This window comes from Pseudomonas sp. ASL3, from assembly GCF_056680425.1.
Genome location: NZ_CM155281.1, coordinates 5,465,001 through 5,487,677, shown reverse-complemented (window position 1 = coordinate 5,487,677; position 22,677 = coordinate 5,465,001). Strand labels below are relative to the sequence as shown.

General features: G+C 58.2%; 22 protein-coding genes and 2 pseudogenes (1 of these 24 cut by a window edge). 5 read left to right on the top strand and 19 right to left on the bottom strand.

The genetic code is table 11. From position 1 onward, the window contains the following. Positions 1-90: 90 nt before the first annotated feature. Positions 91-324, bottom strand: coding sequence for a hypothetical protein (locus tag AC1MEE_RS25115; RefSeq protein WP_480416392.1), 234 nt, complete (start codon positions 322-324; stop codon positions 91-93). Between AC1MEE_RS25115 and AC1MEE_RS25110 the strand changes: the two genes are divergently transcribed. The 4 genes from AC1MEE_RS25110 (at position 256) to AC1MEE_RS25095 (ending at position 4,080) form a co-directional block, all read left to right on the top strand. Continuing rightward, positions 256-480, top strand: coding sequence for a hypothetical protein (locus tag AC1MEE_RS25110; RefSeq protein ID WP_480416338.1), 225 nt, complete (start codon positions 256-258; stop codon positions 478-480). The two genes, AC1MEE_RS25115 and AC1MEE_RS25110, sit on opposite strands and share 69 nt — an antisense overlap. Before the next feature lie 57 nt (positions 481-537). Continuing rightward, positions 538-702, top strand: a complete 165-nt coding sequence (locus AC1MEE_RS25105; protein ID WP_480412193.1) for a DUF1328 domain-containing protein — start codon at positions 538-540, stop codon at positions 700-702. Between the two features lie 673 nt (positions 703-1,375). Next, a complete protein-coding gene (gene gltP / locus AC1MEE_RS25100; RefSeq protein ID WP_480412192.1) occupies positions 1,376-2,707 on the top strand; it encodes a glutamate/aspartate:proton symporter GltP in 1,332 nt (443 codons plus the stop codon). Between the two features lie 134 nt (positions 2,708-2,841). Further along, the gene (locus tag AC1MEE_RS25095) at positions 2,842-4,080 is read left to right on the top strand and encodes a nucleoside recognition domain-containing protein (protein ID WP_480412191.1); all 1,239 of its coding nucleotides are present in this window, start codon (positions 2,842-2,844) and stop codon (positions 4,078-4,080) included. Here the strand turns inward: AC1MEE_RS25095 and AC1MEE_RS25090 are convergent. From AC1MEE_RS25090 to AC1MEE_RS25005, 18 genes and pseudogenes are all read right to left on the bottom strand, one after another. Further along, on the bottom strand, positions 4,053-4,697 hold the full coding sequence (locus AC1MEE_RS25090; protein WP_480412190.1) for an ABC-type transport auxiliary lipoprotein family protein: 645 nt from the start codon (positions 4,695-4,697) through the stop codon (positions 4,053-4,055). The genes AC1MEE_RS25095 and AC1MEE_RS25090 overlap by 28 nt on opposite strands. Then, positions 4,694-5,632 carry an MlaD family protein gene (locus tag AC1MEE_RS25085; RefSeq protein ID WP_480412189.1) on the bottom strand — a complete coding sequence of 313 codons (939 nt, stop codon included), beginning with the start codon at positions 5,630-5,632 and terminating at the stop codon, positions 4,694-4,696. The genes AC1MEE_RS25090 and AC1MEE_RS25085 overlap by 4 nt, the downstream gene beginning before the upstream one ends. Positions 5,633-5,634: 2 nt before the next feature. After that, the gene (locus tag AC1MEE_RS25080; RefSeq protein ID WP_480416337.1) at positions 5,635-6,441 is read right to left on the bottom strand and encodes an ABC transporter ATP-binding protein; all 807 of its coding nucleotides are present in this window, start codon (positions 6,439-6,441) and stop codon (positions 5,635-5,637) included. A 17-nt stretch (positions 6,442-6,458) separates the two neighbouring features. Beyond that, positions 6,459-7,604 (bottom strand): MlaE family lipid ABC transporter permease subunit, encoded by a 1,146-nt coding sequence (locus tag AC1MEE_RS25075; protein ID WP_480412188.1) that lies wholly within the window; start codon positions 7,602-7,604, stop codon positions 6,459-6,461. A 10-nt stretch (positions 7,605-7,614) separates the two neighbouring features. Continuing rightward, positions 7,615-8,775, bottom strand: coding sequence for a DUF5924 family protein (locus tag AC1MEE_RS25070; RefSeq protein ID WP_480412187.1), 1,161 nt, complete (start codon positions 8,773-8,775; stop codon positions 7,615-7,617). A 222-nt stretch (positions 8,776-8,997) separates the two neighbouring features. Next, complete coding sequence (locus AC1MEE_RS25065) at positions 8,998-10,650, bottom strand: Na/Pi cotransporter family protein (protein WP_480412186.1); 1,653 nt, start codon at positions 10,648-10,650, stop codon at positions 8,998-9,000. Between the two features lie 253 nt (positions 10,651-10,903). Then, the gene (locus tag AC1MEE_RS25060) at positions 10,904-11,671 is read right to left on the bottom strand and encodes a TerC family protein (RefSeq protein WP_480412185.1); all 768 of its coding nucleotides are present in this window, start codon (positions 11,669-11,671) and stop codon (positions 10,904-10,906) included. 94 nt (positions 11,672-11,765) lie between these two features. Beyond that, positions 11,766-11,957, bottom strand: a pseudogene (locus AC1MEE_RS25055) (citrate transporter); the annotation flags it as partial. A gap of 142 nt (positions 11,958-12,099) precedes the next feature. Then, positions 12,100-14,061 carry a DUF7844 domain-containing protein gene (locus tag AC1MEE_RS25050; protein ID WP_480412184.1) on the bottom strand — a complete coding sequence of 654 codons (1,962 nt, stop codon included), beginning with the start codon at positions 14,059-14,061 and terminating at the stop codon, positions 12,100-12,102. After that, the gene (locus AC1MEE_RS25045; RefSeq protein WP_480412183.1) at positions 14,058-14,378 is read right to left on the bottom strand and encodes a DUF2388 domain-containing protein; all 321 of its coding nucleotides are present in this window, start codon (positions 14,376-14,378) and stop codon (positions 14,058-14,060) included. Before AC1MEE_RS25045 ends, AC1MEE_RS25050 begins: the two co-directional genes overlap by 4 nt. Positions 14,379-14,412: 34 nt before the next feature. Then, a pseudogene (locus AC1MEE_RS25040) lies at positions 14,413-14,597 on the bottom strand (DUF2388 domain-containing protein); the annotation flags it as partial. Between the two features lie 97 nt (positions 14,598-14,694). Next, a complete protein-coding gene (locus AC1MEE_RS25035) occupies positions 14,695-15,012 on the bottom strand; it encodes a DUF2388 domain-containing protein (RefSeq protein ID WP_480412182.1) in 318 nt (105 codons plus the stop codon). Between the two features lie 339 nt (positions 15,013-15,351). Beyond that, the gene (locus AC1MEE_RS25030) at positions 15,352-15,567 is read right to left on the bottom strand and encodes a DUF1127 domain-containing protein (protein ID WP_480412181.1); all 216 of its coding nucleotides are present in this window, start codon (positions 15,565-15,567) and stop codon (positions 15,352-15,354) included. Positions 15,568-15,884: 317 nt separating this feature from the next. Further along, positions 15,885-17,378, bottom strand: coding sequence for an acetyl-CoA hydrolase/transferase family protein (locus AC1MEE_RS25025; protein WP_480412180.1), 1,494 nt, complete (start codon positions 17,376-17,378; stop codon positions 15,885-15,887). A gap of 199 nt (positions 17,379-17,577) precedes the next feature. Continuing rightward, positions 17,578-19,029 carry an NAD(P)(+) transhydrogenase (Re/Si-specific) subunit beta gene (locus AC1MEE_RS25020; RefSeq protein ID WP_480412179.1) on the bottom strand — a complete coding sequence of 484 codons (1,452 nt, stop codon included), beginning with the start codon at positions 19,027-19,029 and terminating at the stop codon, positions 17,578-17,580. Then, a complete protein-coding gene (locus AC1MEE_RS25015) occupies positions 19,026-19,373 on the bottom strand; it encodes an NAD(P) transhydrogenase subunit alpha part 2 (RefSeq protein ID WP_480412178.1) in 348 nt (115 codons plus the stop codon). Before AC1MEE_RS25015 ends, AC1MEE_RS25020 begins: the two co-directional genes overlap by 4 nt. Positions 19,374-19,384: 11 nt before the next feature. Then, positions 19,385-20,506, bottom strand: a complete 1,122-nt coding sequence (locus tag AC1MEE_RS25010) for a Re/Si-specific NAD(P)(+) transhydrogenase subunit alpha (protein ID WP_480412177.1) — start codon at positions 20,504-20,506, stop codon at positions 19,385-19,387. A gap of 427 nt (positions 20,507-20,933) precedes the next feature. Next, positions 20,934-21,854, bottom strand: coding sequence for a LysR family transcriptional regulator (locus AC1MEE_RS25005; protein ID WP_480412176.1), 921 nt, complete (start codon positions 21,852-21,854; stop codon positions 20,934-20,936). A 158-nt stretch (positions 21,855-22,012) separates the two neighbouring features. Between AC1MEE_RS25005 and AC1MEE_RS25000 the strand changes: the two genes are divergently transcribed. Continuing rightward, positions 22,013-22,677, top strand: the 5' portion of a protein-coding gene (locus AC1MEE_RS25000; protein ID WP_480412175.1) for an acyl-CoA dehydrogenase. Its footprint extends 517 nt past the window's final position; the window shows 665 of its 1,182 coding nt (coding positions 1-665); its start codon is at positions 22,013-22,015; its stop codon lies beyond the right edge, outside the window.

Sequence of the window (22,677 nt, the reverse complement as noted above, 5' to 3'; positions counted from 1 at the left end):
CGTGCATAACGCACGACGCCAATAGGTCCATCGTGCAGGATGCTCGCAGCATGGCTGGCGATTTATAGATAAGTCATTGATTTTATTAAGTTATTTATCAATCAAGAAGCTGGCACACAGGCTGCAATAGGTTAAGTAACAAGGCTGAGCAATGCGCTCGCCGAACAAGAACAGCCACTCAGGTGGAGGAGCTTCAGGATGAATAGCCAGTGTCTCGCTCAACTGCGTATTTCGCCGCTGCATATCCAGCAGGGTTTGTTTGCCAGCCTGGCGTTGCTTGTCACCTTGGTTGTCGGCCAACAGTTTCAGCGTTGGGAACATCATCAGGACGCTCTTCCGATTCATCAACAGTTCAACGCTAGCCGCTCCTACACCATGGTGAGCGCGCCAGCAGTGAAAGATGCAGCACTGAGCTTCCAACCGGTTCAGGGGACTGCACCTGCGAGTGAACAACCTCATCAGCAAAGATGGGTGTTCTAGGGCTATTTGTTCCTGGTCTGGAAACCCAAAGAAAAACGCAAAGTAAGGAGAATCATCATGTTGAGCTGGGCAGTCACATTCCTGATCATTGCCATTGTCGCTGCCGTACTGGGCTTCGGTGGTATCGCCGGCACCGCCACGGGTATCGCGAAGATTCTCTTTATCGTGTTCCTGGTGCTATTCGTAGCCTCGTTCATCTTCGGCCGTCGCGGTCGAGGTTGAAGACGTAGCAGTCACACAGTACCCATTAGAAGCTGGGGCTTGCGAGGCTCCGCTTCTGGATGACTGCGCTACCTGAGGAAGGTAAGCGCATGACTATGGGGTCGGGATGTTTTGATCGAAGGTGGATCGGAGCGACCTAGGGATACAGCGAGTATCTCCATTAATTTGGGCCGGGTCAGGAAGAAGCCGCAACGCAAGTCCGTGATGCTGGTTCAGAAATGGACCCGACGGGCTTGCGAAGCGCTGAGTTATTCGACCATCTATCGAGAACTCTCTAGAAAAATTTGTTCCCTCTTACATTACGAAACACTTTCCGATTCGTCCAAATCCCGCTCTGAATTCCTCAACCGCTTCCGCTACAGGCGACGTTTTAGCCAGTCCTTAGCCGAAAAGCGGTGTCTCTTCTCCCTCTTCAATTGCCCTTTTCACTCGGGAACCAGCGTTTCATTTTGTGTCGATCATGCCGATTCGGCATGAGGTAGGCGTTTACGGCATTAGACGTCATGTCTTGTCGTGGGAATAGTTGCGCCTTTTTTCGGCTGCTACAGAGCTGGGACGCTCGTTTGCGGTGACCTTCTACGGGACAGCCCTCAAGGTATTTTCGTCTTCGATACGACCCTCAAAATGTCGTTGATCGGAGGATGTCCGCGCCACTTGATATAAGGGTAATAACATGAAGAAGGCAAAGCTAAGCCTCGCCTGGCAGATCCTCATCGGTCTGGTACTGGGGATTGCAATCGGGGCAGTGCTCAACCATTTCAGTGCGGAAAAGGCCTGGTGGATCAGCAACGTTCTGCAACCGGCGGGTGACATTTTCATTCGCCTGATCAAGATGATTGTGATCCCCATCGTGGTTTCCTCACTGATCGTCGGCATCGCCGGTGTCGGTGATGCGAAGAAACTGGGACGCATCGGCCTCAAAACCATTCTCTATTTCGAAGTCGTCACCACCATCGCGATTCTGGTCGGTCTGGTGTTGGCCAACGTGTTCCATCCGGGCACGGGCATCGACATGAGCACATTGGGCACCGTCGATATCTCCAAGTACCAGCAGACGGCATCCGAGGTGCAGCACGAGCATGCGTTCATCGAGACGATCCTCAACCTGATCCCGTCGAACATCTTCGCCGCCATTGCTCGCGGTGACATGTTGCCGATTATCTTTTTCTCGGTATTGTTCGGTCTCGGGCTGTCCAGCCTGCAAGCGGATCTGCGTGAGCCGCTGGTGAAGATGTTCCAGGGCGTCTCGGAAAGCATGTTCAAAGTCACCCACATGATCATGGGCTATGCCCCGATTGGTGTATTTGCGCTGATCGCGGTGACGGTTGCCAACTTCGGTTTCGCTTCCCTGTTGCCGCTGGCCAAACTGGTGATCCTGGTCTATTTCGCCATCGCCTTTTTCGCCTTCATGGTGCTGGGGCTGATTGCCCGCCTGTTCGGCTTCTCGGTGATCAAGCTGATGCGCATCTTCAAGGACGAACTGGTGCTTGCCTACTCCACCGCGAGCTCGGAAACCGTGCTGCCGCGCGTGATCGAGAAGATGGAAGCCTATGGCGCACCGAAGGCTATTTGCAGCTTCGTGGTACCGACCGGTTACTCGTTCAACCTCGATGGCTCGACCTTGTATCAGAGCATTGCGGCGATCTTCATTGCGCAGCTGTACGGCATCGACCTGTCGATAGGGCAGCAACTGATGTTGGTCTTGACCTTGATGGTGACGTCCAAAGGTATCGCTGGCGTGCCGGGTGTGTCTTTCGTGGTGTTGCTGGCAACGCTGGGCAGCGTCGGCATCCCGCTGGAAGGTCTGGCCTTCATCGCGGGTGTCGACCGGATCATGGACATGGCCCGCACGGCACTGAACGTGATCGGCAATGCCCTGGCGGTATTGGTGATCTCACGCTGGGAAGGCATGTACGACGATGCCAAGGGTGAGCGCTACTGGAACTCCCTGCCACACTGGCGCAGCAAAGAGCCGCTGCCAGTGGGTAAATCAGTCGCTGACTGATCGCTGAAGCGCTGCACGGACAAACCCCGGACTCATCATCCGGGGTTTGTCGTTTGTGGCGCGGCCAGAACCACGTCGTTTGTGGTCGCGCGCCCTCGCCGCTATCATCCCCGCATCTTCTGGGGGACTTTCTGATGCTCAATGGCCTATGGCTTGGCTTTTTTGTGGTGGCGGCGGTGTCGGCGCTGGCGCAATGGCTGATTGGCGGGAATTCCGGGATCTTTGCAGCGATGGTGGAAAGCATCTTCGCCATGGCCAAGTTGTCGGTCGATGTGATGCTCTTGTTGTTCGGCACACTCACCTTATGGCTGGGGTTTCTGCGGATTGCCGAGAAGGCCGGTATCGTCGATTGGCTGGCCAAGATCCTCGGGCCACTGTTCAGTCACTTGATGCCAGACGTCCCGCCCGGTCATCCGGCACTGGGCCTGATCACCCTCAACCTCGCCGCCAATGGTTTGGGTCTGGACAATGCGGCCACGCCCATCGGCCTTAAGGCCATGCGCGCGCTGCAAGAGTTGAACCCCAGCCAGACCACGGCCAGCAATGCACAGATTCTATTTCTGGTGCTCAACGCCTCGTCCCTGACGCTGATGCCAGTGACGATCTTCATGTACCGTGCCCAGCAAGGCGCAGTGGACCCGACGCTGGTGTTCCTGCCGATTCTGTTGGCGACCAGCGCTTCGACTCTGATGGGGTTGCTGTCGGTAGCGTTCATGCAACGCTTGCGCCTTTGGGACCCCGTGGTGTTGGCGTACTTGATTCCCGGCGCATTGTTGCTCGGCAGCTTCATGGCCCTGCTCGCAGGGCTCTCGGCCACCGCGTTGGCCAGCCTGTCGTCGATTCTCGGCAACCTGACACTGTTCGGTCTGATCATGATGTTTTTGCTGATCGCGGCCTTCAAGAAAGTGAAGGTCTACGAAGCGTTCGTCGAAGGTGCGAAAGAAGGCTTCGACGTCGCCAAAAACCTGCTGCCGTATCTGGTGGCGATGCTCTGTGCAGTCGGAGTATTGCGTGCTTCCGGCGCACTGGAATTTGGCCTCGATGGCATCCGCCACCTGGTGCAGTGGGCGGGACTGGACACACGCTTCGTCGATGCCCTGCCCACTGCGCTGGTCAAACCTTTCTCTGGCAGTGCCGCGCGGGCGATGTTGATCGAGACCATGAAAAGCCACGGCGTCGACAGCTTCCCGGCACTGGCGGCAGCGACGATTCAAGGCAGTACTGAAACCACCTTCTACGTGCTGGCGGTCTACTTCGGCTCCGTCGGCATCCAGCGCGCGCGGCATGCTGTGGGCTGCGCGCTGTTGGCGGAACTGACCGGTGTCATTGCGGCGATCCTCGTGTGTTACTGGTTCTTCGGCAGCGTCTCGTAATGCTTCTGGCCCTGCTCGACGGTCCATTGCAGCAGTTGCGCCGCCAGGGTGTCGCTGGCCTGACTGAAGCCAGCCACCACCGAAGGCACTTGTTTGTCGCTGACCGATTGGTGTACTTCGAAGCGGCGGCTGGCGACGATGCGCTGGTTTTCGCTGACCAGTCGCGCATCCAGACGGATCACGACGTCGATGGCCTGGCCGTGGTATTCGCTCTGAAACGCCTGCAACTCCCCGCTCAGCTCAAAATCGGCCTGTAGATTGCTGTCATCCGTGCTGAGCGACTGCACGCGGCCATCCCGGTAGAAGGCGTCGAGTAGCCGGTTGCGCAGCGCTACGGGGGCTGGATCGCTCCAGCGCGCGCCTTTGTAGTTGCTGATCAGATCACCCTGAGGCACCACCGCGATTCGTGGGCTGTCCAACACCTCGCTGGCCTTGGGGCGGGCAACCCGCAGCGACCAGGGAACCGGTGTACCCTGCGCTTTTTGCGCTGCCGACTGTGCAGTTGTCAGACGGTACACATCGGCCGGTTCAGCTTGCGGCAGGATCGAACAGCCGCTCGACAGTAGCAGCGCTCCGACCACGGCGAATCGACCGAGTGAGTGACGGGCAAGCCTCATGGCTCGAACTCCTTATTCTTGTCGCGGCCCAGAAGGTAACCGCTGGGGTTGGCTTCCAGGCGGCGGGAAATCGAGCGGAACGAGGTCAGTGTGTCGCGCAACTCACGAACGGCCGGGCCCAGCTCGCTGAGCCCTTGCATGCCGCTGTTGAGCGAATCGTGGTTGTCCTTGAGCAAGTTATTGATGGCCACGCTGCTTTGCTCGATGGACTTCATGGCCTGCTCGGCGCTGATGAACATCTGTTTGCCGTCGCTGTTGAGCATCTCGTTGGCGCCGCGCATCAATAACGAGGTTTGCTCCAGTGTTGCGCTCGCCTGCTTGCCGACCAGTGTCAGCTGTTTGAGGGTCTGGCGAATATCGTCGCGTTGTTCGGCGATGGCGCCGGTGGTCAGTTCCAGATGTTGGAGGGTGAGAGTGAGGCTCTGCACGTTATCGTTCGAGAACATCTGGTTGGCGTTGTGCAGCAACTGATTGATGCCGCTCATCAGGTCGCCCGTGTCATTGAGCAGCCGCGAGATGGGTGACGGGGTGGCAATGATCACCGGCAGTTTGCCGTAGGCGCCTAGCAGCTCAGGGCTTTCTGGAGTGCCGCTACTGAGCTGGATAATCGAGGTGCCTGTGATCCCGGTCAGGGCCAATTTGGCTTGAGTGTCTTCCTTGATCGGTGTCTCACCCGCGATGCGGATTTGCGCCAGTACCCGCCGCGGATCCTCTGGGTCGAGGCGCAGCTGCACCACATCACCGACCTTTATCCCGCTGTACTGCACGGCACTGCCGCGCGACAGGCCGGTCACGGCTTCGTTGAACACGATCTCGTAATCCTTGAACGCACTATCGACACTGGATTTGGCCAGCCACAGACCGAATAGCAGCGCCGCAGCGACCACTATTACGGTGAGCAGGCCGATCAGTACATGATGGGCACGAGTTTCCATCGTCAGACCTCGTTTTGCTGTGTGGCGGCTGAAAGCGCCGCTCGGCCGCGTGGACCATGGAAATACTCATGAATCCAGGCATCGTTTGTGGCGGCGACCTTGTCGATTTGGTCAGCCACCAATACGCGTTTTTGCGCCAGCACCGCGACTCGGTCGGTGATGGTGTAGAGCGTGTCCAGGTCGTGGGTGACCAGAAATACGCTCAGGCCCAAGGCGTCGCGCAGGGTCAGGATCAGTTGATCGAAAGCTGCGGCGCCAATGGGATCAAGGCCTGCGGTAGGCTCGTCGAGAAACAGAATGTCCGGGTCCAGGGCCAACGCCCGAGCCAGCGCGGCGCGTTTGATCATGCCACCCGAGAGCGATGCCGGGTATTTGTGTGCGGCCGACAAGGGCAGACCGGCCAGCGCCAGCTTTACCCCGGCCAGGTGCTCCGCTTCATCGCGGCTCAGGCCGGCATGTTCGATCAGGGGCAGCGCGACGTTCTCGGTCACCGTCAGCGAGGAAAACAGCGCGCCCTTCTGGAACAACACACCGAAACGCCGCTCGACCAGCGAACGGTTCTTTTCCGACAGGTTTTGCAAGTCCTGACCCAATACTCGAACCGCGCCCCCGTCCGGCCGGCGTAGCCCGACAATGCTGCGCAGCAACACCGATTTGCCACTGCCAGAGCCGCCGACCACGGCCAGGACTTCGCCCCGGTACAGGTCCAGATCCAGGTTCTCATGCACGCTCTGGCTACCGAATCGGTTGCACAGGCCGCGCACCTCGATCACCGCTTCGCGCGGCGTAGTCGGGGTCGGGCTGGTAATAAGGTTCGTAATAGGAGTCACCAGCCCATCTCCATATAGAACAACGCCGCCAGTGCATCGAGCACGATAACCACAAAGATCGACTGCACCACGCTGGACGTGGTGTGAGCGCCGACGGACTCAGCACTGCCGCTGACCTTGAAGCCTTCCAGGCAGCCGATTGAGGCGATCAGGAAGGCGAAGATCGGCGCTTTGGCCATGCCCACCAGGAAGTGCTGAACGCTGATGTCCGTTTGCAACAACGAAAGGAACAACGCCGGCGAAATATCCAGCGCCACCGCGCAGACCACGCCTCCGCCGATGATCCCGGAGAGCATCGCGACAAAGGTCAGGATAGGTAGCGAGACCAGCAGTGCGAGAATTCGCGGCACCACCAGCAACTCGACAGGGCTCAGGCCGATGGTGCGGATGGCGTCGATTTCTTCGTTGGCTTTCATCGAGCCGATTTGCGCGGTGAAGGCACTGGCGGTACGCCCAGCCATCAGAATGGCGGTCAGCAACACGCCGAACTCGCGCAGGAAAGAGAACGCCACCAGGTCCACGGTGTAGATGCTGGCGCCGAAACTTTTCAGTACTGTCGCGCCGAGAAACGCCACCACGGCGCCGACCAGAAAGGTCAGCAGCGCCACGATAGGCGCGGCATCGAGCCCGGTTTGCTCGATGTGCGAGATCACCGAAGTGATCCGCCAACGTCTGGGGCGCAGCGAATTGAACAGCAGCGACTCGAGAATCAGGCCGATAAAACCCAACAGTTGCAGGGTGTCTTGCCAGACCGTATCCACTGCTCTGCCAATGCGCATGAGCAACTGAATGCCCACGGTCTCTTCCGGCTCTTTGATCGGCACGCAGAAGTCATGCAGCGCCGACTGAATGGTTTGCAGCAAGGCGCGGCTGGCCGTGGGCAGGTCCGGCGCGCCCACGGCCAGTTGTCCCAGCCGGTCGGCGCCCAGCAACTCCACCAATAACGAAGCGCCTGCGGTATCGAGGGCGCGCAGGTGTGTCAGGTCGACGGGCGTATGGGCGTCGTACTGCCCGATCAGCGCGCTCGTCTGCTGCTTGAGGTCCCGGTAATGCGCAAGCGTCCAGTCGCCCGAGATCCGCAAGCTCGCGGGGTTGCTCGAGGTGTCCAGTGAGGCGCTGCCGGCCAGGGAAAGTGTGGTCATAGCTCCGAGCTTAGTAGGTTTGCTCTGTGGGCGATGGTGCTGGGCTGGAAGGCGTGGGATCGGATTTTGCGGGTTTGGTTCGCGCAGTGCCGGAATCATCCGCTTGCAGTTTGACGCCCACAGGGTTGCCTGTTGCGTGGGTGACCGGTGCCGGGTCTGTATCCGTGACGAGAAACCGCAGTACGCCGATCATCTGACCATCCTCAGTCAGCACCCTCACTTGCCAGCGACCCACCACTTCATCCGGGAAATTCTGCTTGTGCGTCCAGGCACGATAGCCTTCTTTGCGTCCGCCATGGATATCCAGGGCGATGCGATCAACCTCTGTGCCGTTGTGCTGCCAGACATGGTAAATCCGCTCGTCCAGCCCGCGCGGCGCATTGATTGCCGTATAGGCATACAAGCCGCCGTTGCGCACCTGCTTGGCGCTGATCTCTTCCTGGCTTTCTCCTGGCGTACGGTTCTGGTCGTCGAAATCAGTACTCACCGCGACTTCAGTCAGCCACAAGGTCGCCGGTGGCACCCACGAGCGCAGCAACCAGCCTGCGCCGCCGATGACCAGTGTCGCCGTCAGCAGCAATACGCCGCGCCGCCAATGGTTGATCGGGAAGCTCGACGCCAGGCTGGGGAATGACAACAGGATGGCGATGCCCAGCGCCAGTTTGTAACTCTCGGCGGTGGTCAGGTGCAGAATGATCGGCAGCGCCGTGAGCAGCGCGGCGAACAAGGTTAGCGTGTGCAGGGCCAGAAACAACCAGCGCTTGGGCACCAGCCATTTGTAGTACAGCGGATCGGTGATTGAAATCAGTGCTGCCGCACTCAGAACGCTGGTGAATATCAGTTGGCCGCTGTTCCAGGTGGTAGTGACGAAGAAAAACGGCAGCACGAAAAACAGACTTTCCTGATGGATCATCTGGGTACCGTAGCGCAACAGTGGCGGCGGAATCTCGCGATTGAAAACTTTGGTGAACAGCCTCATCACACTGTTTTCGAACATCAGCCACAGCCAGCTGACCAGCATCACTACGGCGATCCAGCGCGCCATACCTTCTTGACGATCCACCAGAATAAAACTGCCGATTCCCGAGGAAAAACCAAAGAACGCAATCACCCCTGGATAGCGCTTGATCAAATCCAGTACGAGAGTTGCGTAACGATTCCAATCGGGCATTTCGGCAATTCACAGTGATTGTAGGAAAAATCCCTGACAGGATACCGCCTTCTTCAAATGCCGGGCCTACACACTGAGTTTGCGCGTGCTGCTGTGGAAGTAATGGCTCAGGGAAAAACCAATGCAGTCGTGCGCCCTCGCCCAGCCAGCCTTTGGCCAGGGTGCGTTCGGACTCTGCGTTATGGCTGATTTCTGCGAGTGGACGGTGTTCGCCGGGCTCGTTCACATCGATTGGTCGGGCATGACCTCGCTGGACAGGGCTTCGGTTTCCGAGGTTCCGAGCACGGCATAGGCGCTGCTGCAGAACAGCGAGTTGAGCCGCTTCATGTCGGCGATCAGCTCCAGATGCAGTGAGCTGGTTTCGATGCTTTGCACCACCTTGCGCTGCAAGCGACTGACATGCGCGTGGGCCAGTCGCCTCTCCTGAGCGCGGAAACGGCGCTTCTCACGCAACAGTTGCCGGGCGCTTTCCGGGTCGGCGCTGACGAACACTGAAAGGCCCAGACGCAGGTTCGACAGCAACTGATCGTGTAGCCCGATCAGTTCTTCCAGGCCAACTTCGGAGAACGAGCGACGCTGCGAGGTCTTCTGCTGCTGGACCTTGCGCAGCATGCGCTCGATCAGATCGCTGGCCAGCTTGAGGTTGATCGCCAGCTCGATGATTTCTGCCCAGCGCCGGTTGTCCTGCTCGCTAAGGTCTTCCCTGGGCATTTGCGCCAGATAGAGTTTGATCGCGTTGTACAGCGCTTCGGCATCGTCGTTGAGGCGCCGCATTTCCAGGGTGACGGCCGTTTGTGTACCGCGCAGCACTGCTTGCATGGCGATAAGCATGCTTTCGATCAGATCGCCCAGACGAAGGGTTTCGCGCACGGCGTTGACCAGCGCCAGACTCGGGGTTGCCAATGCCGTGGCGTCCAGGTGCCGGGGTTTTGCGACGCCGTTGGTTTCGGGGCGCTCAGGCAACAGCCAGGCACACAAACGGGCCATCGGGCCGACGCTTGGCAGCATCAGCAGGCAGCGCAGGGCGTTGTAAGTCAGGTGGAAGCTGATCACCAGACTTTGGCCGCTGAAGTCCAGGGTATCCATCCACTTCACCAGCGGGTCCAGCACGGGGATGATCAGCAGCAGGCCGATCAGCTTGTACAGCAGGCTGCCGAGCGCAACCTGCCGCCCGGCGACGTTTTGCATGCTGGTACTCAGGAATGCCAACAGGCCGCTGCCAATATTCGCGCCGATCACCAGACCGATCGCGACCGGCAAACTGATGATTTCCGAGCCGGCCAAGGTCGCGGTCAATAGCACCGCCGCGAGGCTCGAATAAGAGATCAGCGCGAACATCGCGCCCACCAGGGCATCGAGCCAAATATCGCCGGTCAGCGACGCGAACAGTACTTTCACGCCCGCCGCCTGGGTAATGGGCGCCGCGGACGTGACAATCAGCTGCAAGGCCAGAATGATCAAACCCAAGCCTATCCCTACTCGCCCGAGCTGTCCGGCGCGGGTTTGCTTGCGCGACAGAAAGAAGATCACCCCGAGGAAAATCAGCAGCGGCGACAGCCAGGACAGGTCGAATGTCAGCACCCGCGCCATCAGGGCCGTGCCGACATCCGCGCCGAGCATGATCGCCAAGGCCGGCGTCAACGCCATCAGGCCCTGACCGACAAATGACGTGACGAGCATCGCCGTGGCGTTGCTGCTCTGTACCAGCGCAGTGACCAGAATCCCGGCGACGAAAGCCAGCGGGCGCCTGGACATGTTCTGGCTAAGTACGTGGCGCAATTGTGACCCGTATACGCGCAGAATGCCGGTACGGACGATGTGCGTGCCCCAGATCAACAAGGTCACGGCAGAAAGCAAATTGAGCAGGGTCAGCATATAAAGGCCCCCTGAAGGTCAACCCACGCGGGGTGAGGATTAGAAGTACAGCGTGTAGCGAGCGACGCGTTATTACTGAGAGTTTTTAGCGCTCACCTAAGCTTTAGTCGGCTTACGGCCTTGGCGCCAGCATCGCATAGGTAATAGGTCCATTGAAACAAAACTGTCATAAATCAGCGGATTGAGAACTCAGGAAAAAACGGGGCACTCAATGCCCCGTTGTCTTTGCCTGGTCATTTTTCAAGCGGTGCGATTACTGGTCAGGGACATCTTTGCGCAGCTTGACCGGCTCGCTCAGTGCCTTCTTTTTCGCCATTGCGCTGCGCATCTTGATGTTGATGGCTTCCACCGCCAGGGAGAACGCCATGGCGAAATACACATAGCCCTTGGGCACATGCACGCCGAACGATTCCGCAATCAGCACGGTCCCGACCACCATCAGGAAGGACAGCGCCAACATCTTCAGCGACGGGTGTTTGTCGATGAAATTGCTGATTGCAGCAGCGCACAACATCATCACCAGTACCGCCACGACGATGGCGGCAATCATGACCGGCACGTGGGACACCATGCCGACCGCAGTGATCACCGAGTCCAGCGAGAATACGATATCGATGATCGCGATCTGGATGATGGTGTAGAGGAACAGACCGCCCTTGCCTTTGGGCTCGTCGACCGTTTCTTCTTCACCTTCCAGACTGTGGTAGATCTCCTGGGAGCTTTTCCACAGCAGGAACAGACCGCCGAAGAACAGGATCAGGTCGCGGCCGGAAATACCTTGGCCGAAGACCACGAACAGATCCGCGGTCAAGCGCATGACCCAAGTGATCGACAGCAACAACAGGATCCGCGTGAGCATGGCCAGCGCCAGGCCGAAAATCCGGGTGCGTGGCTGCATGGGTTTGGGCATGCGGCTGACCAGAATCGAAATCATGATGATGTTGTCGATGCCCAGGACGATCTCCAGGGCAGTCAGGGTGAAAAAAGCAACCCAGATTTCCGGGTTGGTCAGCCATTCCATAGGTATTCCTTTGAGCGGTTAATACCCCGCTGTTACCCCGCCTCAAGGCCGAAACCCGGTCGAGGCGAGCTGATAGAGGGGTGAATCGTTTGCGTTACAGACTGCTGAAGAACGGGAAAATCCCCATCAGTAGAGCGGCAAACATTATGCACAGGCAGACCAGAACTGCCCATTTGAGGGTAAAACGCTGATGATCACCAAATTCGATGCCGGCCAGCGCCACCAACAAATAGGTTGAAGGCACCAACGGGCTGAGCAAATGCACGGGCTGACCCACGATAGGCGCACATACGGGGCACAGTTCTACTGCCAAAATCGAGTTCGCTGATTTTGCGACTGCTCCGCAGCCGATCGCGGGCAAGCCCGCTCCTACAGATGTTTTGTGTGTTGCCTGGGAACATAGCGATCCAGGCGACGCGGTGTGGCAGTTACGGCAACTCCAGCCCGCCGGCCGCTTTATGCAGCGCGCGCAGGTGTTCGCCAATCTGCTTGAGGTTGGCTTCGTTGGCGGCGATTTCCGCAGCGCGGCCGGGTTCGAGCAAGGCGCGAACCTCTTTGTCCAGGTCGCCGGTCAAGCGCAGCAACTGTTTCTGGCGCTGGCTGCTTTCGTCTTCCAGGCGCTGCCATTCGCTTGCCTGAGGCAAACCGTAACCGCCGCTGTCGAGTAACTCCGCCGGGCGACTGAGGAAGCCGCTGCTGGCGAGGATTTCGCGCAAGGTACCGGTGGCCTGGGAGACGCTGCCATCCTTCTGTTCCCGGGCGCTGAGGTAGCGCTGCTTGACTTCTTCCTGAGCCAGCAGCAGTTGTCGACGCAAACTGGCTTGTTCCAGCAAAAGCATGGCCGCGCTGGTGCGCAGATCGGCGTTGGCAAACCAGTCGCTACGTTCCTTGGCGGAGAGCGACAGCCAGTCTTCGACCGTGGTCTGTTTGATCGTCAACTGTTTTTTCAGCACGTCGAACATCGCCTGATAGCGGTCGCGATAGGAATCGAAGCGATACCCCAGACGCAAGGCCTCACGCGGATCCTTCAGCACACTGGTATCGGCCAGGCCGCGTGCGTCAAGCACCTTCAGCAAACCGTTAGGGATAATGCTGTCCAGGCCCTTGAGACGCGAATCATCCGTGCCGCTGCGCAACAGCTTCAGGGTTTCCACGGCGCAGTTGTTCGACAGGAAGTAGTAATTGCCGTCGTAACTCCAATGCAGCTCGGCAGCGTGCTCCACCAGGTCGTTGATTTGCGGGCGTGACAGATTGAGAGGCACCGAAGCCAGGCTGCGCATTTCGGTCTTGGTGTATTCGTCGATCACCTGCCCCAGCGGCAGGACGAACAGGCGTGATGGATACACGCCCGTCAGACCATCCCAGCTTGATAGCTGCACATCGCCGACAAAGGCGCGGTAGGACAACACCAGATGCTGGTCCAGATCCAAACGGCAATCCGGCCCGCGTGGCCGTCCCGGTTTGCAGATCACCAGTCGGAGCATGCTGTGGCCCCAGCGGCTGACCCAGTTTTGATTGGCTTCGGCCAGCAGATAATCGACGGCGTACACCCGTTCGGGGTCGATTTTACCCAATGGCTGCAGGCCGAAATCGCTGCCGGCGTTGAGGAAAGGGAAGGATGTCGGGCACTCATCTTTGGCTGCCGGAGCCCAGCCGAAATGTTCTTTGTAGTACGCGTACAGTGCAGGGCGCCGGCAAGCGTAGCCCGGATCGAGCAGGAAATACTCCATGTTCACCGCGACGAACTCACGCGGATTGCTGATCTCGTAGATGTCCGGGCTGCGGGCGACCTGGCGATTGTGCTCTTCACGTTCGCCTCTGCGACCGACGTATTGCGGCCAGCCGGCGAGGTCCAGTAACCGAGGGTTGTCGCTGAGGGTGAAGCGTCGGGCTGTTTCACCACGGCAGCGATCTGGCAGGCCGATCTTGCCCAGGCTATTGGCCTGGCGCTGGCAACTGAGGATCAGCCTGCGTTCGGCATCAGGCCACAGCATGGCGCGATCATAAATGTGGGTGAGTTCATGCAGCACAGTGGCGAGCATTTCCCGGCGCACGGTGCCGTGGGGGCGATTGGTTTTCTGGGTCGCCGCCGAGCCATCTGTCAGACCTGCCAGCAGATTGCTGTTCAACGCGAGCTGATTGGGGCCGGACGCTTCTCCATAACCGTTGCTCGGCAGATCGGTGGACCACTGCACTTCGACGCGACGATCGAGTTGCTCGATAAAGCGCGGCGGCAAGTCCTGCATGGCTTCATCGAGCAGGGTCTGACTGGCGTGTTGTTGTGCCGGACTGAGGCCGTCGGTGTTGAGCGACAGGCTCAAGCCGGCTACAGCACTATTGCCGACCAGCAACAACGCCGAGGACAGCAGCCAGCCGATGAGGCGCCTCACAGCGCGAGAATGGCTTCGGCGAGTGTTTGGTCGCTGGCATCTCTGGCTTCGGGCAGGCGGGCACGCAAGGTATCGAAAGCGGCCTCAAGCTGAGCCCCGCGAATCTCGCCTTGGCTGGCAACATAGCTGGCGGCGTCATCCTTGGCCTGGATCACAACCTTTTTATCGCGGATCGAGGAGGTGGTGTCGGAAGTGAAGTCGACGCTGCGGTCAAAGGCGCGAACGACGATGTTACTGGTGGCCTTCACTGTTTCAGCCTGGGCTACACCGGCCAGCAGCAACAAGCCAAGGGTAGCGGCAATCAGCGGGGTGCGCATGGAACGTCTCCAAAGTGCAGAAGAAACAACATAACTATTGGACGAGAATTGCCCGTGCCAGTTCAAGATCGCTGACACAAAGTTTTGGCGGGGTCTGACGTAGCTCTTCACGTAAAAGAAGCAGGGCCGACTCCAGTTGTGCTCCTCGCAGTTGGCCATCACTGGCTAAAACGCTGCAGCATCATCCTGGGTGGCAAGTATCAGTTTTTTGTCGAGGGGGCGGGCAAGGCTGGCGCAATGCCCGAACCAGAGCTAACCCGACAATCGCGGGCTAGCCGATGAGCATCGAATGACGCGGAATCAGAGGGGCAACGAGTCAGAGGGCCAAAATTGCCTGAGCCAACTGAGCGTCGGTTGCATTGAGTTGTGGAGCCTGTTGGCGGATATAGTCCAGGGCCCCTTCCAGTTGCACGCCGCGGATTTCGCCTCGGCTGGCGACAAAGCTGGCCGCATCGTCACGCGCCGCGAGAACGATTTTGTTGTCCTTGAGTGACGACGAGACTTTGGATGTCGCGTTGGAGGATGCATCGACAGCGCGAACCACAGCATCGGTGGTGACGACAAAGCTCGAAGCGCTTGCGCCGGTGACAACAGCCAGCAGGGCTACAGCGCTAAGCAGGCGTAGGCGGGACATGGTGAACTCCAATGACTAAAAAAGGTGAACTGAACAGGCGTAAGCCTAGCTCAGCGGCGCTACGCACACCATCCCGGGTCAGCTCCAGAGCGTATTTGGCGACAAGAGGCCGGTATTGATGGCGCTATGTGCTTAAAAAACAAGTCAAAATAAACTGTATAGGTTGTTTTTATAAACATAAAAACTGTACCGTTCCAGAAGACCCGTTCTCGGTTTGTCAGCACAAACGCGGATCACTGAAATGACAAAACCCGTCGGCAGTTACCTGCGACGGGTCTTGTATGGAGCAATTCGGGGTGCTGGTGGGAGACCGGAGGTCTGAGACCAGCGAGCGCTAAATTAGCGCCAGAACGGCTTGCTCAACTCTTCGTAACGTTGCGATTCGCTAATCCCGGCGTCAGCCAGCAAACGTGCGTCCAGACGAGCCAATTGGTGGCGGCTGGAGATGCGACGCTGCCAGAGCATCAGGTTGGCGAAAGCGCGAAGAGGCCATACAGCTTTTTCGGTTGCAGCAGTGTTTTCGTAAAACATGTCGGAACTGAGTGTACGTTCCATGATGACTTCCTTCCGCTTATGGCGGGTTTAGATAGTGGCTTAACTGGTGCCAATCTTCCTCTCTCTTGGCCAGTCTCTCCAGACACAGTTCACTTCAATTGTGCTGGTTCAGTTAACTGTTTATAGGCACTGTTTTGTTCTAAAAAGGGGCAACTGTACTGGTGTGCGCCTTTATGGTGCGCAATTGGTCGGAATCAGCCAAATAGTTGAATTTATAGCCTGAAAATGACCGGTACAGCAGTACAGTTTTTTAAATTACTGAGTTTGGCTGGATAACTGACAACACAAAAAAGGTGGTCAGCTATCCGCTATTGAGTTCAGACGGCGAGCATTTTCCCGGTTTCATCCAGGTTGATGTGCCAACTGAGTGCTTCGCGCAGCACATGAGGGGTATGGCCGCCTCGTTTGCAGGCCGCAATGAAGTAGTCATTGAGCGCTTCGCGATATGCCGGATGCACACAGTTGTCAATTACGACCCGTGCACGCTCGCGGGGTGCCAGGCCACGCAAGTCAGCCAGGCCAATCTCGGTCACCAGAATGTCGACGTCGTGTTCGGTGTGATCGACATGGCTGACCATCGGTACCACGCTGGAGATGGCGCCGCTCTTGGCGATTGACTTGGTAACGAAGATCGCCAGATGCGCGTTGCGCGCAAAATCCCCCGAGCCGCCAATGCCGTTCATCATCCGTGTGCCACAGACGTGGGTGGAGTTGACGTTACCGTACAGATCGAACTCCAGCGCGGTGTTGATGCCGATAATCCCCAGGCGGCGGATGACCTCAGGGTGGTTGGAGATCTCCTGCGGGCGCAGCACCAATTGCGGTTTGTAGCGGGCTAGATCACTGAACACTTCAAGGTGCTTGGCAGCGGACAGGGTCATGGAGCTGCCGGAGGCAAAACTCAGTTTCCCGGCATCGAACAAATCGAAGGTCGAATCCTGTAGCACTTCGGAATACATGGTCATGTCATGGAACGGCGAATCCAGCAGGCCATGCATCACCGCGTTGGCAATGGTGCCGATGCCCGCTTGGAGTGGCATCAGGCTGTTGGTCAGGCGATTTTCGCGCACTTCGTTTTTGAAGAACTCGACCAGATGATTGGCGATGGCCTGGGTTTCCAGGTCCGGAGGCAGGATCGTCGAGTGCGAGTCAGGCTGATTGCTGATGACAATGCCGATGATCTTCGCCGGATCAATCTGCACGGCGTGGCTGCCGATACGACTGTCAGCCTTCAGTACCGGGATCGGCAGACGGGTCGGCCGATAGCTGGGGATATAGATGTCATGCAGGCCTTCCAACTCCAAGGGTTGGGCCAGGTTGATCTCGATGATCACTTGCTTGGCCAGGATGGCGAAGCTGGCCGAGTTGCCTACCGAGGTGCTCAGGACCAGATGCCCCTCTTCGGTAATGGCTACACATTCGATGACGGCCAAGTCCACGGCCTTGATCTGCCGGTTACGCAATTGCTCGACCGTGTCCGAAAGGTGCTGGTCGATGAACATCACCGTGCCGTCGTTGATGGCTTTGCGCAGGGTGCTGTCGACCTGGAAAGGCATGCGCCGGGACAGCACGCCAGCTTCGGTCAGTTGCTTGTCGAGGTCGTTGCCCAGGCTGGCGCCAGTCATGAGGCTGATCTTCAGCGGTGACAGCTTGGCGCGTTCGGCCAGCGCATGGGGCACCGCCTTGGCGTCACCGGCGCGTGTGAAGCCGCTCATGCCGACGGTCATGCCGTCCTGAATCAAGCCAGCGGCATCTGCCGCGCTCATCACCTTACTTAATAGGGAAGGCAAACGAATACGATCACGGTACATGGATAGTCATCTCGGGCAGCGGAAGCAAGATATGAAGTCTAGAGAGTTGAGCTTTTTTCGTCCCGCTACCAAGGTCGCATTCGGGCCATCTAATCAGGGGGGGCGGGTGTAAAACACTGTTGCGGTAAATGTAAAAAACCCCAGCCGATGATCGCGCTGGGGTTAGAGCAAAACGTGTTTAGAGCAGTGCTACGAAGTGTTAATCGACCGCTTTGACCATGTCTTCGATGACCTTCTTGGCGTCGCCGAAGACCATCATGGTCTTGTCCAGGTAGAACAGTTCGTTATCCAGACCGGCATAACCGCTGGCCATCGAGCGCTTGTTGACGATCACGGTTTTGGCTTTATAAGCCTCAAGGATCGGCATGCCGGCAATCGGTGATTTCGGATCGTTCTTCGCCGCCGGGTTGACCACGTCGTTGGCGCCAAGCACCAGCACCACGTCGGCCTGGCCGAACTCGGAGTTGATGTCCTCCATCTCGAACACCTGGTCGTAAGGCACTTCGGCTTCGGCGAGCAGCACGTTCATGTGCCCCGGCATCCGCCCGGCGACCGGGTGGATTGCATACTTCACGGTCACGCCACGATGGGTCAGTTTCTCGGTCAGCTCCTTGAGCGCGTGTTGCGCCCGAGCCACGGCCAGGCCGTAGCCTGGAACGATGATCACCGTGTCGGCGTTGGTCAGCAGGAAGGTGGCGTCGTCAGCCGAACCGGATTTGACCGGCCGCGCTTCCTTGGCACCTGCTGGACCGCCTGCATCCACTGCACCACCGAAGCCACCACCAATCACGTTGAAGAACGAACGGTTCATCGCCTTGCACATGATGTAGGAGAGGATGGCGCCGGATGAGCCCACCAGCGAACCTGCGATGATCAGCATCGAGTTGTTCAGCGAGAAGCCAATGCCCGCCGCTGCCCAGCCTGAATAGCTGTTGAGCATCGAGACCACTACCGGCATGTCTGCGCCGCCGATAGGGATGATCAGCAGCACACCTATCACGAAGGCCAGGGCCAGCATCAAGGCGAACGCGCCCAGATCGCCGGTGGCGATGAAGATCACGCCGAACGCCAGCGTCGCGAGCCCCAGCAGCAGGTTCAGCTTATGCTGACCGGCAAACTGTACCGGTGCGCCCTGAAACAGGCGGAACTTGTACTTGCCCGCCAGCTTGCCGAACGCGATTACCGAACCAGAGAAGGTGATGGCGCCGATGGCAGCGCCGAGGAACAGCTCCAGACGGTTGCCCGGCGGAATCGAGTCGCCCAAGTGTTTGACGATGCCCAGCGATTGCGGCTCGACGACGGCGGCGATAGCAATGAACACCGCCGCCAGGCCGATCATGCTGTGCATGAAGGCGACCAGTTCCGGCATCTTGGTCATTTCAACGCGTTTGGCCATGATCGAACCGGCAGTACCACCGACCAGCAGGCCGACGATGATGTAGCCGATGCCAGCAGATGCCCCGCCTTGTTCTAAAGAAAGCGCGCCCAGCTTGTAGACCAGGCCAACAGTGGTAATCACTGCCAGCCCCATGCCCAGCATGCCGAACAGATTGCCGCGTCGCGAAGAGGTGGGGTGGGACAAGCCCTTGAGCGCCTGGATGAAGCAGATCGAGGCGATCAGATACAGGGTGGTAACCAGATTCATGCTCATGACTTCTGCACCTCGGCGTTTACCGGCAGGTCTTTGGCTTTCGCTGCTTTAGGTGCTTTCTTCTTGAACATTTCCAGCATGCGTCGGGTGACCAGGAAGCCACCGAACACATTCACGGCAGCCAGAGCCACTGCCAGGGTGCCCATGGTTTTGCCCAGCGGGGTGACCGTCAGTGCAGCGGCGAGCATGGCGCCAACGATGACGATGGCCGAGATGGCGTTGGTCACGGCCATCAGCGGCGTGTGCAGTGCAGGGGTAACGTTCCAGACCACGTGATAACCGACATAAATCGCCAGCACGAAGATGATCAGGTTGTAGATACCGGGGGAGATAAACTCTTCCATCGTCTTAGTCCTTAGGCGTTCTTGCGGATGACTTGGCCGTCGCGGCACATCAGGCACGCGGCGACGATGTCGTCTTCGAGATTGATCTGAAGCTGCCCTTCTGGGGTGAACAGCAGTTTCATGAAGTCCAGCAGGTTGCGTGCGTACAGCGCAGAGGCATCGGCTGCGACCATCGCCGGCAGGTTGGTATGACCAACAATAGTCACGCCATGCGCGATGATCACTTGGTCGGCCACGGTCAGCGGGCAATTGCCGCCTTGAGCTGCCGCCAGATCGATCACCACTGAACCTGGCTTCATCTGCGCGACGGTTTCAGCGCTCAGCAACACCGGTGCCTTGCGCCCAGGAATCAATGCCGTGGTAATCACGATGTCAGCCAGTTTGGCGCGCTCGTGAACCGCCACCGCCTGACGCTGCATCCAGCTGGCAGGCATCGGCCGGGCGTAACCGCCGACGCCGACCGCGCATTCACGCTCTTCGTCAGTCTCGTAGGGCACGTCGACGAACTTGGCGCCGAGGGACTCGATCTGCTCCTTCACTGCGGGACGTACGTCGGACGCCTCAATCACTGCGCCCAGACGCTTGGCAGTGGCAATCGCCTGCAAGCCAGCAACTCCAGCGCCAAGAATCAGCACGCGGGCCGCCTTCACGGTACCTGCGGCCGTCATCAGCATGGGCATGAAGCGCGGGTAGTAATGGGCCGCCACCAGCACGGCTTTATAGCCGGCAATGTTGGCTTGCGAGGACAGCACATCAAGGCTCTGCGCGCGGGAAGTGCGCGGTGCGGCTTCGAGGGCGAACGCGGTAATCCCGCATTCCGCCATTTTCGCGATGGTCTCGTTGCTGAACGGATTGAGCATCCCGACGACAACGGTGCCGCTCTTGATCTGGGTGAGTTCGTGATCGCTGGGAGCGACGACCTTGAGAATAAGCTCGGCGTCGAAGGCATCGGTGGCACTGCCAATGGTGGCGCCTGCCGTTTCATAGGCACTGTCTGTCACGCTGGCATTAATGCCTGCGCCGCTTTGCACAGTGACCCGATGGCCTTGGCCGATCAGCTTCTTGATGGTTTCCGGGGTTGCAGCAACCCGCATTTCACCCGTTTGGGTCTCGAGAGGAACACCAATGTGCACGTCAAATCTCCTGCGTGATCTTTTTATCTTTTTATCTTTTAAATAGGCCAGTGCACTACGGACGGTGCGGCTGGGGCGGCTGATCAGCACGATCCCGCCATAAAAAGGCGAGGCGCGGCATTTTGCAGGCGAAGTTCGATCCCTTCAACAAGTTATGAAGGGTGACGGAAGATTAACTACAAGTCACCCTGTGACCGAATGTCGCAAGGGTTGGGCTTAAGCCGCTAATTACTTGGCTTGTAGGGTTTCTGGATGAAATCGGACAAATTTGACGATTCGCATTGTGAATAACCTTCGCGCTGTTTGAGTCCACGCTATAGCGCCCGGTTTAAGGCCCTATACTCCTATTTTTAACGGAATCGGTACAGTCAGTGAAAAGGCGACATATTCGTATATCTGTAGTGCTTTTAAATTGCTGACTACAAGATCAACTAATGGCTGAGGGCTGCTCAGTGACCAGTGTGTAGCTATGAGCCTGCTCTACCAGCCAGTCACGAAATGCACGTAAAGAGGCTGATTCCACCTTTCGCTCTGGAATCATCAGGTAATAGGCCTTAATGCTTGATAGCGCGTGGTGGTTGGCAATCACCAGGCGTTTCTCGGCCAATTCGCGCTGGATCAGGAACGGTGGAATCAAAGCAACACCCATTTCATGCATGGCGGCTTGGGCAAGCATGGAGAATAGCTCGTAACGCGGCCCTGTCATGTCGCGAGCGATATTCAGGTTCAGGGAGCTGAACCACTGGCGCCAGGCATAAGGACGCGTGGTCTGTTGCAGCAGGGGGAGTTCGGCAATGTCTTCGGCGCTCAGACTGTCGCGATTGCCCAGAAGATGCGGGCTGCACACGGGCATGGGGTTCTCCCCCATCAGGCGATGGGATTCTGTGCCGGACCAGTCAGCGTCACCAAAGTAAATCGCCGCATCGAAGTCGGTGTCCGCAAACAGGAAGGGCCGCGTACGGTTAGTCAGATTGACCGTTACGTCCGGATGGCGTTGCTGGAAATCCTTGAGTCTCGGCAGCAGCCATTGAGTGCCGAACGTCGGCACGACCGCCAGTTCGATCACGTTGGCGCCCTGCTGGCCCATCACCGATAGCGTGTCGCGTTCGACCGCATCCAGTTGGGTTGCAATGCGGCGGCTATAAGAAAGACCTGCTTCGGTAAGTTTGACCCCGCGCCGAGAACGCCTGAACAACTCGACGTTGAGGAACTCCTCCAGGCTGGCGATCTGTCGGCAAATCGCACCTTGAGTGAGGGAAAGCTCTTGCGCCGCCTTGGTAAAGCTCTCATGCCTGGCGGCCGCCTCGAAACTGATGAGCGCGGTCGTACTCGGAATCTTTCTGCGCATGTACCGCTACCTCACTAATTGATCGCATAAAAAGGCATTTCTTAATATTACGAAGTGAGAAATTAGCACAACAGTATGCGAAATCCTCGTTTGCCGTATTCCGAAACCCGGCCTAGGATCAGCCCACGACTTCTGACCTACTTCGCGAGGACTCGCTCATGGGCGGCAAAGCAAGCTTCAACTGGATCGATCCGCTGTTGCTGGATCAACAACTCACTGAAGAAGAGCGCATGGTGCGCGACAGCGCTGAGCAGTTTGCCCGTGACAAGCTCGCCCCGCGTGTTCTCGAAGCCTTTCGCCATGAGCACACCGACCCTGCAATTTTCCGTGAAATGGGCGAGATCGGTTTGCTCGGGGCGACCATTCCTGAGCAATACGGGGGCAGCGGCCTGAATTACGTGTGCTACGGCCTGATCGCTCGCGAAGTCGAGCGTGTCGATTCGGGCTATCGCTCCATGATGAGCGTGCAGTCCTCCCTGGTGATGGTGCCAATCAACGAATTCGGTACTGAAGCGCAAAAACAGAAATACCTGCCCAAGCTGGCCTCCGGCGAATGGATTGGCTGTTTCGGCCTGACCGAGCCCGACCATGGCTCCGATCCAGGCTCGATGATTACCCGTGCCAGGAAGGTGGAGGGTGGCTATCGCCTGTCCGGCAGCAAGATGTGGATTACCAACAGTCCGATCGCTGATGTCTTCGTGGTCTGGGGTAAAGATGATGCGGGCGACATCCGTGGTTTCGTCCTGGAAAAAGGTTGGGCGGGTCTGAGTGCGCCGGCTATCCATGGCAAAGTCGGTCTGCGTGCCTCCATCACCGGCGAAAT

Excerpts from the sequence above, each read along its gene's own strand:
- AC1MEE_RS25115 (WP_480416392.1), bottom strand. The coding sequence starts at position 324 with ATGATGTTCCCAACGCTGAAACTGTTGGCCGACAACCAAGGTGACAAG.
- AC1MEE_RS25105 (WP_480412193.1), top strand. The coding sequence starts at position 538 with ATGTTGAGCTGGGCAGTCACATTCCTGATCATTGCCATTGTCGCTGCC.
- gltP (WP_480412192.1), top strand. The coding sequence starts at position 1,376 with ATGAAGAAGGCAAAGCTAAGCCTCGCCTGGCAGATCCTCATCGGTCTG.
- AC1MEE_RS25095 (WP_480412191.1), top strand. The coding sequence starts at position 2,842 with ATGCTCAATGGCCTATGGCTTGGCTTTTTTGTGGTGGCGGCGGTGTCG.
- AC1MEE_RS25090 (WP_480412190.1), bottom strand. The coding sequence starts at position 4,697 with ATGAGGCTTGCCCGTCACTCACTCGGTCGATTCGCCGTGGTCGGAGCG.
- AC1MEE_RS25085 (WP_480412189.1), bottom strand. The coding sequence starts at position 5,632 with ATGGAAACTCGTGCCCATCATGTACTGATCGGCCTGCTCACCGTAATA.
- AC1MEE_RS25075 (WP_480412188.1), bottom strand. The coding sequence starts at position 7,604 with ATGACCACACTTTCCCTGGCCGGCAGCGCCTCACTGGACACCTCGAGC.
- AC1MEE_RS25070 (WP_480412187.1), bottom strand. The coding sequence starts at position 8,775 with ATGCCCGATTGGAATCGTTACGCAACTCTCGTACTGGATTTGATCAAG.
- AC1MEE_RS25065 (WP_480412186.1), bottom strand. The coding sequence starts at position 10,650 with ATGCTGACCCTGCTCAATTTGCTTTCTGCCGTGACCTTGTTGATCTGG.
- AC1MEE_RS25060 (WP_480412185.1), bottom strand. The coding sequence starts at position 11,671 with ATGGAATGGCTGACCAACCCGGAAATCTGGGTTGCTTTTTTCACCCTG.
- AC1MEE_RS25045 (WP_480412183.1), bottom strand. The coding sequence starts at position 14,378 with ATGCGCACCCCGCTGATTGCCGCTACCCTTGGCTTGTTGCTGCTGGCC.
- AC1MEE_RS25035 (WP_480412182.1), bottom strand. The coding sequence starts at position 15,012 with ATGTCCCGCCTACGCCTGCTTAGCGCTGTAGCCCTGCTGGCTGTTGTC.
- AC1MEE_RS25030 (WP_480412181.1), bottom strand. The coding sequence starts at position 15,567 with ATGGAACGTACACTCAGTTCCGACATGTTTTACGAAAACACTGCTGCA.
- AC1MEE_RS25025 (WP_480412180.1), bottom strand. The coding sequence starts at position 17,378 with ATGTACCGTGATCGTATTCGTTTGCCTTCCCTATTAAGTAAGGTGATG.
- AC1MEE_RS25020 (WP_480412179.1), bottom strand. The coding sequence starts at position 19,029 with ATGAGCATGAATCTGGTTACCACCCTGTATCTGATCGCCTCGATCTGC.
- AC1MEE_RS25015 (WP_480412178.1), bottom strand. The coding sequence starts at position 19,373 with ATGGAAGAGTTTATCTCCCCCGGTATCTACAACCTGATCATCTTCGTG.
- AC1MEE_RS25005 (WP_480412176.1), bottom strand. The coding sequence starts at position 21,854 with ATGCGCAGAAAGATTCCGAGTACGACCGCGCTCATCAGTTTCGAGGCG.